Genomic DNA, 12,691 nt, shown 5'->3' with positions numbered 1-12,691 from the left:
TGCCCGTCCCGGTCAACCGGCGATGGCGATCACCATGGTTGCCACGATACCCGCCCCACCGCCCGCCGCGCAAGCAAGTTGCACAAACGCGATGACGGCAAAGCGCGCGCGTGAATGGACATAATCCTCGGCAATGGTTTTTAGCCCAAGGGCGGCGTGGTGGAAGGCCGCGATCACCAGCAGGATCATCAGGGCCGCATTCAGCGGCGCGCCAAGCCAGACAGTCAGCGCTGCGTAATCGGCCGCCGCACCGCCCGCCAATGCCACCAGAAGCCACAGCACCAACGGCACCAGTGCGATGGCTGAAACGCGCTGCGCCCACCAATGGTGCGCCGCATGCCCCGCGGCCCCCCGTCCATGCGCGACAGAATAGGCGGTAAGGTGGGGGCCGCTCATAGCAGCACCCACAGCCATAGGGCCAATGTCAGGAACAGGCTGGCAATCATCACGGTCCAGCCCCCCGCATAGATCTGACGCAGCTCAAACGCGTGCACGCTATCCCAGACCAGATGCCGGATACCGTTGCAAAGATGATAAAAGACCGCCAACGTGACCAAAAACAGCACAACGCGCCCCACCCCCGACAGCATGATCGCCTGCGCGCGCCCAAACGCCGCCGGGCCGGCCGCCCCCGCCAAAAGCCAGCCGGCAAGGCCAAAGGCAAAAATGGCCAGGGTGACGCCGGACAGCCGGTGGCCAAACGACATGACCGAGGTCAGCTGAGGCCGGTAGTTCTGCATATTGGGCGATTTGGGGCGGGGATGGCGCATGGTCTGTTCCTTTTTCAACCGCCGCGTTCCAGCATCATCCGCTTGATCTCGGCAATGGCCTTGCCGGGGTTCAGGCCGCGCGGGCAGGTGCGGGTGCAATTCAGGATCGTGTGGCAACGGTAAAGGCGAAAGGGGTCATCGAGCGCATCCAGACGTTCGCCCCGGCCCTCATCGCGGCTGTCGGCCAGCCAGCGCCACGCGGTCAAAAGGGCGGCAGGGCCAAGAAAGCGATCGCCGTTCCACCAATGGCTGGGGCAGCCGGATGTGCAGCAAAAACACAGGATGCATTCGTAATATCCATCCAGGGCCTGACGCTGCGCCACCGATTGCGGGCGCTCATGTTCGGGCGCGGGGGTTTCGGTTTTCAACCACGGCTCTGTCAGGGCGTGCTGGGCGAAAAGGTGGGCCTGATCGGGGACCAGATCCTTGATCACCGGCAGGTTGGCCAGCGGATAGATGGTGGCCGGTTCGCAAAGCTCATCCATGGCGCGGGTGCAGGCCGTCCAGTTGGTGCCGTCAATCGTCATCGCACAGGACCCGCAGACCCCCTCGCGGCAAGATCGCCGGAAGGTCAGGGTCGGGTCCACCTTGTTCTTGATCCAGATCAGCGCATCCAGCAGCATCGGGCCGCAATCATCCAGATCAACGCGGAACGTGTCGATCCGGGGGCCGTTGTCATCATCGGGGTTGAACCGATAAATCCGCAAGGTGGCAATGCGGCTCGCGCCTTTCGGGGCGGGCCACGATTTGCCTACCGTTATATGAGAGCCTTTGCCCACACCAAAATCACGCGGCACCGGAAAGCGGCGTGGCCATTTCAGGCGCGGAATTTCGTCTACGTCGTCAGAGTGCTCGACCATTGCGATGCCCTGCTGCGCTGTTCGCCCTTTTGACGGCAATCACCCGCAGGGCGGGTGGCGTCATCGGTGGGCTGTCCTTTGGGTGCTGTCAAAAGCTGATGGAGACAGGATCGCTGGCCGGGAAGCTTTCGTCAAGGGCCTCGTCAAGCAGTTCCTCCAGATGGGCGCGGCGGGCAACGGCGGCTGCGTCCTGAATGTTGGCGTTCACCGGCTTTGTCAGCGGGGCTTTGCCGTGGCTTGATGTAGGTTCCGGCGGGTTGGCGGATGCGCTTTTGTAGGCGTCGACGGAATGCACGAGCCCATGTTCATCGACGTCCACCCGACGCCGGAATTTCGCAGAGGCGAAAATCTGATGGGGCTTGTTGTCTTGGTCGTCTTGGCCCACTTCGTACCAGCGGCTGACGGTGCCGGCATGAATCGCGTCGTCGAGACCCTTGGCGTTGATGCCAAATGCCTGGGCAACGGCTGTCATGTCAACCTTGGCTCTGGCGTCGGGAAGCATCAGTTTCAACATGATTTCCTCCTTAAGGGTTTTGTGGGGTGTTAGATCCTGACTCTGGCTTTCGCTCAGGCGTTCTTGCGGGTGATTGCCACCTGCCAGACCTCGGGGCCGTCGGCCAGAAACTCTGACTCGAATTGATCAGGCCAGTTTTGGGCGATCCGCTGCAACAGCGGCACCGGCGCGTGATCGTTCATCAACACAAACGTAGCACCGGGTTCAAGCGATTCAAGCGCTGCAAAGACCGTCGTGTGCCGTTCGGCGGGGAACATGGGGCGCAAATCGACGACTGTCGGGGCCTTGGCGGTGGTGGAGGGGCTGTCGGACATGGGTATCACCTCTTTCTTGATGATCTATCGCTACGCTCTAAATAAAACATTATCAATATTCTTTTTAAGATCGTATGTAAGAAACCATCAAATTGGCGTGCGCAGCAGATCTGAGTGGGGAAAGATATGAGACTGACGGTGATGTCGGATTACGCGTTGCGGGTGCTTGTTTTTGCGGCGGCGCATCGTGACCGGCTGGTAACGATCGACGAGACCCGCGAAATCTATGATATTTCGCGCGGGCACCTGATGAAGATCATCGGTGTGTTGGCCCGTGCCGGGATCTTGCGGTCGCAGCGGGGCCGCAGCGGTGGGTTCACGCTGGGCCTGCCCCCCGAGGAAATACGTCTGGGTGATGTGTTGCGCCTGACCGAGCCGGATTTTGAGATGGTCGAGTGCCTCGCGCCCGCAAGCGGGTGTGTGATCCTGCCGTTTTGCCGTTTGCCCGCGATCGTCACCGAGGCATTGGGCGCCTTTATGGCGGTCATGGATCGCCACACGCTTGCCGATCTGATCATCCAGCCGCAGCAATTCGGGGCGATCGTCGCGGCGCGTGACCATAGACCAGCGCCATGAGTACCACCGCAACGCCCCCGGCCTCTGGCCGTAAAAGCCCGCGGCTGTGCCGTGGCGCGAATTGACCCTTGCGACTCTTGAATTTACGGTGTGGAACTGAGGCCTTGTTCTGCGTATCAGGCGTTGGACGAAGATGCCCTTATTCTTGCAGGAGATCAGAATGCTGATGACTCTCACCAAAACCCGGTTGCTTGGCAGTGTTCTGGGCCTGTCAATGGCGATTGTTGCGCCGGTTGCGATGGCCGAAACGCCGCCCGATGCGCTGATCGTGGCGCAATCCATTGATGATGCCGTCAGTTTTGACCCGGCCGAAGGGTTTGAGCTGACAACCGTCCAATCGTTCAACAGCCTTTATCAGCGTTTGGTGGAACCCGACCGCGACGATGGAACGAAAATCAATCCGGCGCTGGCGGAAAGCTGGGAAATCGGTGAGGACGGGCACAGCCTGACGTTGGCGCTCAGGCCGGGGGCCACCTTTGCCTCGGGGAACCCGGTGCGCCCCGAGGATGTGATCTTTTCGCTTGCGCGCGCCGTCAAGCTTAACAAATCACCTGCGTTCATTCTGAACGAACTGGGCTGGACGGCGCAAAGCGTCGATCAGGCGATTGAGAAACTTGATGACAGCCATGTGAAACTAAGCTGGAGCGCCGATGTCGGGCCGTCTTTTGCGCTGTCAATCCTGACCGCGCCGATTTCGTCCATCATAGATGCGCAAACGGTCTTGGAACATGCCAAGGATGATGATTTTGGCAACGATTGGCTGCGCACGCATTCCGCAGGCAGCGGCCCCTATACCATCGCCTCTTACATCCCGCATGAGGCCCTGGTGCTGAATGCCAATCCGGCGTCACCGGCCGGGGCGCCAAAGCTGGAAACGGTGATCTTGCAAAACGTCCCCGATGCCGGGGCGCGGCGGCTGTTGGTTGAACAGCATGACGCCGACATCGCGCGGGGGCTATCAGCGGACCAGATCGAGGCGCTTAAAAAGGTAGAGGGGGTCACGGTTTTGTCGATCCCGTCGGCGCGAACCGATTATCTGCTGATCAATTCGCAGGCCAATGCGACGCTTGGCAACCCCGCCTTTTGGTTGGCGGCGCGCTATCTGATTGATTATGACGGGATCGCCAACAACCTGTTGCGCGGCCAGTCGGTGGTTCATCAGGCATTTCTACCGGTAGGCTTTCCGGGGGCAGTGACCGAAAACCCCTACACGCTGGATGTTGAAAAGGCGCGCAAGATTCTGGCCGATGCGGGCATCGAGACGCCGTTCAAGATAGAGTTTCCGGTGTTCAAGGATCAACCCTTCATGGCAATCGCGCAATCGTTGCAATCAACCTTTGCCGAGGCGGGGATTGATCTTGATATTCAGCCCGGTGTGGCCTCGGACATCTATGCCAAGGGGCGCAGCGGTGATTATCAAATCACGCTGCGCTACTGGATCCCTGATTATTTCGACCCGCACTCGAACGCGAGCGCCTTTGCCCTCAACAAGGACAACACTGCAAGCACCGTGGCCAAACAGGCGGGTTGGCTGATCCCCGAGCTTTCTGATGAAACACTTGCCGCCGTGAAAGAGCAAGACCCCGCCAAGCGCGCCGCGCTATATGCGGACCTGCAAAAGAAGGTGCAGGACAGTTCACCCTATGTGTTCATGTTTCAAGGGAACGATCAGGTGGTGCTGGGCGATAACATCAAAGGCTACAAACAGGGTCTGAACGCCGATCAGGTTTATTACGATATGGTCGAAAAGTAAGTGCCAACCGCCGCCCCGGAAAACAGCCCCGCCCCGCGTCGCGTTGCGGCCCAACGCAGGGCGCGCATTTTTCGGGGCGGGCTGCACTGGGCCCTGGGCGTGGCGTTGACCGTGCTGGGGCTGACGGTGGCGACCTTTGCCATGACGCGGCTTTCGCCGGTGGACCCCGCGCTCCAGATGGTGGGCGATCACGCGAGCGAGTCGACCTATCTTGCCGCGCGCGAAGAGCTGGGGCTGGACCGGGCATGGCCGGTGCAATTCGGGATTTATGCGGCCAAGGCGCTGACCGGAAACCTTGGCCGTTCGATTTCGACCGGGCAACCGGTGTCGTCCGATATCGCGCGCACCTTTCCCGCCACGATCGAGCTTGCGACGGTTGCCATCGTGATCGGCGCCAGCCTTGGGCTGCTGCTGGGGATCGTGTCGGGAATTCGGCCGGGGGGCGTGGTTGACGCGGTGGCGCGCGTGGCCTCGCTGATCGGGTTTTCGATGCCGATCTTTTGGCTGGGGCTGCTGTTTTTGCTGTTCTTTTATGCGCGGCTGCAATGGGCCTCGGGGCCGGGGCGGCTGGATGTTCTGTTCCAGTATACGGTGAAACCGCAAACCGGTTTCATGCTGATAGATACCTGGATGTCAGGCAAGCCGGGCGCCTTTCGCAGCGCGGTGGCGCATCTTGTCCTGCCGGCGACGGTTCTGGCGATTTATGCCTTGTCGGGGATTGCGCGCCTGACGCGTGCGTTGATCCTGGCTGAACGCGGGCAGGAATACACCCTGACCGCGCAGGCGCGCGGCGCGTCGATCACGCGGGTGGTCTTTGTGCATATTTTGCCAAATATCTCTGGGCAGCTTATCACCATCGTTGCGTTAAGCTATGCGAGCCTTCTTGAAGGCGCGGTCCTGACGGAAACCGTCTTTGCCTGGCCCGGAATCGGGCGGTATCTGACGGTGGCGATGTTTTCGGGGGACACGCCGGCCATTCTTGGGGGGACGCTGGTGATTGGTTTGTCGTTCATTCTTCTCAATACCTTCACGGACCTGCTGGCTGAACGTTCGGGGGGTGTATGACCACCGCCATAGTCACCACCCCGGAACAATCGGGCCTGCGTCTTGGGCTGCGCAAACTGGGCCGGTCGCCGTCGGCCTGTCTTGGCGTGGCCGGTGTGACCCTTGTCATTTTGATCGCGATCCTTGCGCCGGTACTTTCGCCTTTTGACCCGAACCTTCAGGACACGGCCAACCGGCTTGCACCGCCGGGGCCGGTTCATTGGCTGGGAACGGATGGTTTTGGCCGCGATATTCTTTCGCGGATCGTGTGGGGGGCGCGGCCCACGATGCTGCTGCTGCTGTCAGTGGTGTTGCTGATGGCGCCTATCGGGCTGCTGGTGGGGGTTCTTGCCGGGTATTTCGGGGGTCTGATCCAGCGCATCCTGATGCGCCTTACGGATATTACGATGTCTTTTCCGCGCCTTGTGCTGGCGTTTGCCTTTGTGGCGATCATCGGGCCGGGGCTGTTGAATGGCGCGTTGGCGTTGGCGCTGACAAGCTGGCCTGCCTATGCGCGCCAGGCCCGGATAGAGACCATGGCGCTTCGGCAGAAAGATTACCTTGCGGCCGCGGAAATGGTTGGTATCCGCGGTAATCGCCTGCTGTGGGGGCATGTCCTGCCGATGGTTCTTCCTTCTGCGATCGTGCGGCTTGCGCTGGATATGAGCGGGATCATCCTTGCCGCGGCGGGGCTTGGCTTTCTGGGGTTGGGGGTGCGGCCGCCAACCGCAGAATGGGGTTCGATGGTGGCCGAGGGAACGCAGGTGATTTTTGATCAATGGTGGATCGCCGCCGCGCCGGGGGGGGCGATTTTCCTGACCAGCCTTTCCTTTAACCTGCTGGCCGATGGTCTGCGCGATATCCTTGACCCACGCCATGACTGAGCCCCTTTTGGATGTTGCAGGGCTGCGGGTGGCGTTTCCCTCTGAAAAGGGATTTGTGGCGGTGGTTGACGGGGTTTCGTTTACCGTCGGGCGCGAGATTGTCGCCCTGGTAGGCGAGTCCGGTTCAGGCAAGTCGATGACCGGGCGCGCGGTGATGGGGCTGCTGCCGGACCGCGCGCGCATAACCGCTGATCGGCTGTGTTTCGAAGGGCGCGATCTGACGCGGATCGGCCCCCGTGAATGGCGCGGCCTGCGCGGGAACGGGCTTGGCCTGATCTTGCAGGACCCAAAATATTCGCTCAACCCGGCGCTGCGGATCGGACGGCAGGTTGAGGAAAGCCTGTTTTTGCACACGCGCCTGCCCGCAGCGCAGCGGCGCGCCCGCGCGATTTCGATGCTTGAAAAGGTGGGTCTGCCGGATCCTGAATGGGTTTACCGCAGCCGCCCCGGCGCCTTGTCGGGGGGGATGGGGCAACGGGTGATGATTGCCGCGATGTTGATCAACGAACCCAGATTGCTGATCGCGGATGAGGCGACATCGGCGCTGGATCGTGATCTGCAAGTGCAGGTGCTGGATCTGATGCGATCCTTGACGCGCGAAATGGGCATGGGGTTGCTGCTGATCAGTCACGATCTGCAACAGGTCGCAGATTATGCGGACCGTGTGTTGGTAATGCGTGGGGGGCGGATCGTCGATCAGATCGCCGCAAAGAATTTGGGGCGCTCTGAAAACTCTTATACGTCGGCGCTGTGGCGGGCCCGACCCTCGGCGCGGACCTATGGCACGAAGCTGCCGGTCATTGACCGTGAAGAGGGGCGCAGATGAGCCTGTTGCACGTTGAGAACCTGAATATTTCCTTCGGGATCGAAAATGAGTTTCGCCGTGTGGTGCAGGATGTCAGCTTTTGCGTTCAGGAAGGTGAAACCTTTGGCCTGATCGGCCCTTCGGGTTGCGGCAAGACAACCGTTTTGCGGGCTGTGGGGGGGCTGAACACCGATTGGACCGGCACGATCCGGCTGGGGGCAGAGCCCCTGCGCCCGGGGCACAAGATCACCGGCCCTTTGCGCGATGATATACAGATGGTGTTTCAAGACCCGTATTCCGCGCTTCATCCACGTCACCGGGTTGCCCGGATTCTGGGCGAGCCGCTGGTTGTTCGCCGGGTGGAGGGGATCGCGGCGAAGGTTGCAAAAGCGTTGGACGAAGTGGGGCTGCCGGCGCAGATCGCGCAGCGCTATCCACACCAGTTATCGGGGGGTCAGCGGCAACGCATTGCGATTGCGCGCGGATTGCTTCTCAAGCCGCGGCTGGTACTGCTGGATGAACCGACCTCGGCGCTTGACGTCTCGATTCAGGCTGAAATCCTGAACCTGTTGAACGATCTTAAGGCTTCGCACAACATGACTTTCGTGTTGGTCAGCCACGATCCGGGGGTGATCGGGCATATGTGCGACCGCGCAATCAGAATGCAGGGTGGCCGCATTCAGGCAACGCTTGACCGTGCCGACCTGGCCGCAAGGTAACCGGATCGGGCAGAAGTCAGGTGTTGATCAAGCACCCCCCAACCGCAGCGCGCACACCCGTGCGGGCGTGTTGGTTGCCGCGTTGTAGCCAGCGGTATCCACGGCCATGGTCAGGGAATTGAGGATTGCCTCTTGGGTGGTTTCTATCGCCGCCTCGAACAGGGGTGACATGGCATCGTTGGCCAGCCGCGCATCGTTGCGGTTGGTTGAAAACGCCAGCGCATAATCCCCCGAGCCGTTGCTTAGTGCCGCCCCCGTGCGCGCCAGCCCGCCAAAGCCGCGCCGCGCCAGCCGTTCAAGGTTGCGCGGGCAAAGCGGCGCGTCAGTTGCGATGACGATGACGATAGAGCCATCGGCGTCATGGTCGGGCACGCCCTTGGGCACGGGGCGACCCTCAACCAGAAGATGCCCGCCGTAATTGCTTTGCACCAGCACGCCCAGCGTCCAGCCGCCGACGCGGCGCGAGGCGGTGCCGATGCCGCCCTTCAGCCCAAAGGCGATGGTGCCGGTCCCGGCGCCAACGCCCCCTTCGGCCACCGCGCCAGAGGTGGCAACCTCCAGCGCTAGGCGCATTTCGGCAACCGACGGGCGGGGGGCGCGAATGTCGTTCAGCCCGGAATCGTTGGTTTCACCGACCACGGCATTGATGGAAACGGCATGCTCGTTTCCCTTTTGTGCCAGCGTGTGGGCGATTATCGCCTCGATCGCGCGGCCGGTGGCCAGGGTGTTGGTCAGCAAGATGGGGGTCTCAATCTCGCCCAGCTCGGTGATCTGCGTTGCCCCGGCAAATTTGCCAAACCCGTTCAGCACCGCCAACGCCGCTGGCACCTTGTCTTGAAAGATATTGCCGCCGTGGGGCAGGATGGCGGTGGCCCCGGTGCGGGTGCGCGCCCCCTCTGACAGGGTGCAATGGCCAACCAGAACGCCCGCCACATCGGTGATCGCGTTCAGTGGCCCAGGGGGGTAATGCCCCGGCGAAATGCCATGCGCGCGCAGCCGCTTGCGGTTGGTCTTTGTCATCTTATCGGCCCCCTCCATCGTACGCCTTGGTTTCATATGTTTTTGATATTGGTCAAGTTTGTATTTGATATTGAGAATTTTCTGGTCAAGGATCGGGGCGCCTGAACCTGAATCCAGAGGTCCGAATCCGATGTCTGCATCCCCGTGCCAAGCCGATATGATCATGTATAATGGTGTGTTCTGGTGCGGGTTTGATGATGGGCTATGCGAGGCGGTGGCAATCTGGCAGGGGCGGATACTGGCGACCGGCACTGACGCCCGGATGATGGAATTGCGCGGGCCGCAAACTGAGGTCATTGATTTGCAGGGGCAGTTTGCGACCCCGGGGTTGAATGACGCGCATCTGCATCTGATGCCACTGGGCCAAACAATGCAATGGGTTGATGCCAGCCCCGGTTCCGCACCCACGCTGGCGGCGCTTTTGCAAAAGCTGCGCGACAGGGCCGCCACGACGCCCAAGGGCGGTTGGGTGATGGCGCGCGGTTATGATCAGGTCAAGCTGGACACCGGGCGCCACCCCGACCGCAGCGAACTGGATGCGGCGGTGCCGGATCATCCGGTGTTGCTGGTGCGGGCCTGCGGCCATGTTTCGCTGGGCAATTCGATGGCGCTAAAGCTGGCCGGGATTGATGAGAATACGCCGGTGCCTGCGGGCGGGGTGATCGAAAAGGTCGATGGTCGCTTGACCGGGCTTTTGGCGGAAAACGCCCAAGGGCTGTTGCGCGCCGCGCCCCCCACGCCGACGATTGACGATCTGATGGATGCAGCGGAACGCGCGGGCAATTACCTTTTGTCGCAGGGGATCACCTCTTGCATGGATGCGGCGGTGGGCATGGGGGCCGGGTTTGACGAAATCCGCGCCTATCATCTGGCCAAGCGTGACGGGCGGCTTCCCGTCCGGGTCTGGCAGGTGCTTTTGGGCGATCCGGACAAATCCATCGTGGAACAGTGCCACGAGGCGGGGCTGGTGTCGGGCGTGGGCGATGATATGCTGCGGGTTGGCGCGGTAAAGATCTTTCTTGACGGGTCCGCCGGGGGGCGCACGGCGTGGATGAGCGCGCCCTATTTGGGGGACGATGCCACGACCGGCGTGCAGATCCTTCAGGATAATGAGCTGAACCACCTTGTGCAGAAATACCATTCGATGGGCTATCAACTGGCCTGCCATGCCATCGGTGATGCGGCCATCGGGCAGTTGATCGGCGCTTATGAGGCCGCACTGACCGCCGAGCCCGACCCCGACCGCCGCCACCGGATCGAGCATTGCGGCTTTTCCAGCGATGCCCACCACAGGCGCATGAAGGCCGCAGGCATCTACCCCTGCCCGCAGCAGGTTTTCATCCATGATTTCGGTGACAGCTACATCGCGGTGCTTGGCGATGAACGCTCAAGATCCAGCTATCCGCTGAAAACCTGGGATGATCTGGGCTTTCACCCCGCCACCGGCAGCGACGCCCCGGTTTGCAAGCCCGACCCCTGGCCGAACATCTACAGCATGTTGACGCGCAAGACCTGGAAAGGCACGGTGATGGATGCGGATCAATGCGTGACGATCGGCAAGGCGTTGCAGGCCTATACCGAATACGCGGCGTTTTCACAAAAGGCCGAGGGGGTGAAGGGCCGTCTGGTGCCGGGGCAACTGGCCGATATCGCGGTTTTTTCGCGCAACATGCTGACGGCAACGCCCGAAGAAATACGAGATGACACCCATTGCGCCATGACCATTCTGGGCGGGCGCGTGGTCTATCAAGCCGGGGTTTGAACGGCAAACATGCAGCAAATGCATGAAACTCAACACGGAGGACACGACGAATGATGAAATCCCTGACACTATCGGCCCTGATGCTGATTGGCACATCGGCGGTGGCTTGGGCGGATGACCCGCAAAGCGGCGGCACGCTGAATTTCGTGGCGCCCTATGGCTCCAGTTTCGGCACGCTTGATGTTCACACCTCGCCCGCAACGCAGGACGAATTTCCCGCCAAGGCGATTCACCGCAGCCTTTACGACTGGAATTCCGACACCAACAAGCCGGAACTGGAACTTGCGACCGACGTGGAAGTATCGGATGACCGCAAGGTGTTCACTTACAAGCTGCGCGACAATGCCCTGTTTCACAATGGCCGCGCGATGGATGCCGACGACATCATCTTTTCCTACGAACGCATCGCCAAACCGTCGAACGCCTTTCCCGGCGCGCGCTATCTTTCGCATGTGGTCGGCATTGACGCCTTCAACAAGGGCGAGGCCGATCATATCGAGGGCCTGAAGAAGATCGACGATCACACCCTTCAGATCAGCTATGACGAACCCACCGACCCCGGCTTTGACCTGATGCGCACCAACGCCGCGATCTACCCCAAGGATATGGCCGATATCCCTGATTTCTTGATCCATCCGGTTGGTCTGGGGCCATTCGAGTTTGAAGAAAACATCCCCGGTTCCAAGATCACGGTGAAGAAATTCGACAAGTTCTACGAAGAGGGTAAACCCTATCTGGACAAGGTCAACATCATCCTGCTGGAGGATGCCTCGGCGCGCGATGTTGCGTTTCGCAACAAGGAAATCGACACCTCGGTGCTGGGGCCAACGCAGTACGTCGCCTATCAGGCCGACGCTGACCTGAAAGATCACATCCTTGAGGTAGCCGAGGTTTATACCCGCCATATCGGCTTTAACCCCGATTACGAGCCGTTCTCGAAAAAAGAGGTCCGGCAGGCGTTCAACCATGCCATCAACGCCGATCTGATCATTGAAAAGCTGGTCAAGAACAAGGCCTACCGCGCCACCGGCTGGCTGCCGATTTCATCGCCCGCCTATAACAAGGACGCGGTGCCCTACGCCTATGATCCCGACAAGGCCAAGCAGCTTTTGGCCGATGCGGGCTACCCGGACGGTGTTGATATCGAAATCACCGCAACGCAGAACGAAAGCTGGGGGATAACCATCGTTGAGGCGATCATCCCGATGCTGAACAAGGCCGGTATCCGCGCCACGGCAAAGCCGGTCGAGGCCTCGGTTCTGGCCGAAGTGGTGCCTGCGGGTGACTTTCAGTCGTTCATGTGGTCGAACGTGTCGGGGCCCGATCCCTACACGGCGCTGAAGTGCTTTTATTCGAAAACCTCGCGCAGCGCGTGCAACTATGACGCCTTCAACAATGCGGATTTCGACAAGTTGTTTGAAGAAGCCGGGGCAGAGACGGACGAGGCCAAAAAACTTGATCTGTTGCGTCAGGCCAATGACATTGTCCAAGACGAGGCACCAAGCTGGTTTTTCAACTATAACAAGGCGGTGATGGCCTATCAGCCCTGGTTGCACGGTTTGCAGGCCAACGCGACCGAGCTTGCGATCCAGAATTACGAAGACCTCTGGATTGACGATACAGCCCCCGATTCACGCAAGTGACCCCGGTCATTCAAACGCATCTGCGGC

14 protein-coding genes are annotated in these 12,691 nt (G+C 60.6%); 8 read left to right on the top strand and 6 right to left on the bottom strand.

Going from position 1 to position 12,691, the window contains the following annotated elements; genetic code table 11:
- Positions 1-12: 12 nt before the first annotated feature.
- From sdhD to ACM62R_RS06080, 5 genes are all read right to left on the bottom strand, one after another.
- Positions 13-396 carry a succinate dehydrogenase, hydrophobic membrane anchor protein gene (gene sdhD / locus ACM62R_RS06100; RefSeq protein WP_415183170.1) on the bottom strand — a complete coding sequence of 128 codons (384 nt, stop codon included), beginning with the start codon at positions 394-396 and terminating at the stop codon, positions 13-15.
- Positions 393-770 carry a succinate dehydrogenase, cytochrome b556 subunit gene (gene sdhC, locus ACM62R_RS06095; protein ID WP_415183169.1) on the bottom strand — a complete coding sequence of 126 codons (378 nt, stop codon included), beginning with the start codon at positions 768-770 and terminating at the stop codon, positions 393-395. The genes sdhD and sdhC overlap by 4 nt, the downstream gene beginning before the upstream one ends.
- Before the next feature lie 14 nt (positions 771-784).
- On the bottom strand, positions 785-1,630 hold the full coding sequence (locus tag ACM62R_RS06090; protein ID WP_415183168.1) for a succinate dehydrogenase iron-sulfur subunit: 846 nt from the start codon (positions 1,628-1,630) through the stop codon (positions 785-787).
- A gap of 88 nt (positions 1,631-1,718) precedes the next feature.
- Complete coding sequence (locus ACM62R_RS06085; RefSeq protein ID WP_415183167.1) at positions 1,719-2,144, bottom strand: DUF6522 family protein; 426 nt, start codon at positions 2,142-2,144, stop codon at positions 1,719-1,721.
- Between the two features lie 53 nt (positions 2,145-2,197).
- The gene (locus tag ACM62R_RS06080) at positions 2,198-2,458 is read right to left on the bottom strand and encodes a DUF2249 domain-containing protein (RefSeq protein WP_415183166.1); all 261 of its coding nucleotides are present in this window, start codon (positions 2,456-2,458) and stop codon (positions 2,198-2,200) included.
- A 126-nt stretch (positions 2,459-2,584) separates the two neighbouring features.
- On the opposite strand from ACM62R_RS06080, the gene ACM62R_RS06075 reads away from it, so the two are divergent.
- The 6 genes from ACM62R_RS06075 (at position 2,585) to ACM62R_RS06050 (ending at position 8,239) form a co-directional block, all read left to right on the top strand.
- The gene (locus tag ACM62R_RS06075; RefSeq protein ID WP_415183165.1) at positions 2,585-3,034 is read left to right on the top strand and encodes an RrF2 family transcriptional regulator; all 450 of its coding nucleotides are present in this window, start codon (positions 2,585-2,587) and stop codon (positions 3,032-3,034) included.
- A gap of 160 nt (positions 3,035-3,194) precedes the next feature.
- On the top strand, positions 3,195-4,787 hold the full coding sequence (locus ACM62R_RS06070) for an ABC transporter substrate-binding protein (protein ID WP_415183164.1): 1,593 nt from the start codon (positions 3,195-3,197) through the stop codon (positions 4,785-4,787).
- Positions 4,788-4,886: 99 nt separating this feature from the next.
- Positions 4,887-5,852 carry an ABC transporter permease gene (locus ACM62R_RS06065; RefSeq protein WP_415183163.1) on the top strand — a complete coding sequence of 322 codons (966 nt, stop codon included), beginning with the start codon at positions 4,887-4,889 and terminating at the stop codon, positions 5,850-5,852.
- Positions 5,849-6,715, top strand: a complete 867-nt coding sequence (locus tag ACM62R_RS06060; protein ID WP_415183162.1) for an ABC transporter permease — start codon at positions 5,849-5,851, stop codon at positions 6,713-6,715. Before ACM62R_RS06065 ends, ACM62R_RS06060 begins: the two co-directional genes overlap by 4 nt.
- Positions 6,708-7,541, top strand: a complete 834-nt coding sequence (locus tag ACM62R_RS06055) for an ABC transporter ATP-binding protein (RefSeq protein ID WP_415183161.1) — start codon at positions 6,708-6,710, stop codon at positions 7,539-7,541. The genes ACM62R_RS06060 and ACM62R_RS06055 overlap by 8 nt, the downstream gene beginning before the upstream one ends.
- A complete protein-coding gene (locus tag ACM62R_RS06050; protein WP_415183160.1) occupies positions 7,538-8,239 on the top strand; it encodes an ABC transporter ATP-binding protein in 702 nt (233 codons plus the stop codon). Before ACM62R_RS06055 ends, ACM62R_RS06050 begins: the two co-directional genes overlap by 4 nt.
- A 27-nt stretch (positions 8,240-8,266) precedes the next feature.
- On the opposite strand, the gene ACM62R_RS06045 is transcribed toward ACM62R_RS06050, so the two are convergent.
- The gene (locus tag ACM62R_RS06045; protein ID WP_415183159.1) at positions 8,267-9,259 is read right to left on the bottom strand and encodes a P1 family peptidase; all 993 of its coding nucleotides are present in this window, start codon (positions 9,257-9,259) and stop codon (positions 8,267-8,269) included.
- Between the two features lie 130 nt (positions 9,260-9,389).
- On the opposite strand from ACM62R_RS06045, the gene ACM62R_RS06040 reads away from it, so the two are divergent.
- Positions 9,390-11,021 carry an amidohydrolase gene (locus ACM62R_RS06040; RefSeq protein WP_415183158.1) on the top strand — a complete coding sequence of 544 codons (1,632 nt, stop codon included), beginning with the start codon at positions 9,390-9,392 and terminating at the stop codon, positions 11,019-11,021.
- Between the two features lie 50 nt (positions 11,022-11,071).
- A complete protein-coding gene (locus ACM62R_RS06035; RefSeq protein ID WP_415183157.1) occupies positions 11,072-12,664 on the top strand; it encodes an ABC transporter substrate-binding protein in 1,593 nt (530 codons plus the stop codon).
- Positions 12,665-12,691 lie beyond the last annotated feature (27 nt).

The sequence above is a fragment of the Phaeovulum sp. genome (assembly GCF_047638075.1).
Classification (GTDB): Bacteria; Pseudomonadota; Alphaproteobacteria; order Rhodobacterales; family Rhodobacteraceae; genus UBA6197.
Note: the sequence above shows the minus strand (reverse complement) of the source record. Positions and strands in the feature narration are given on the sequence as shown.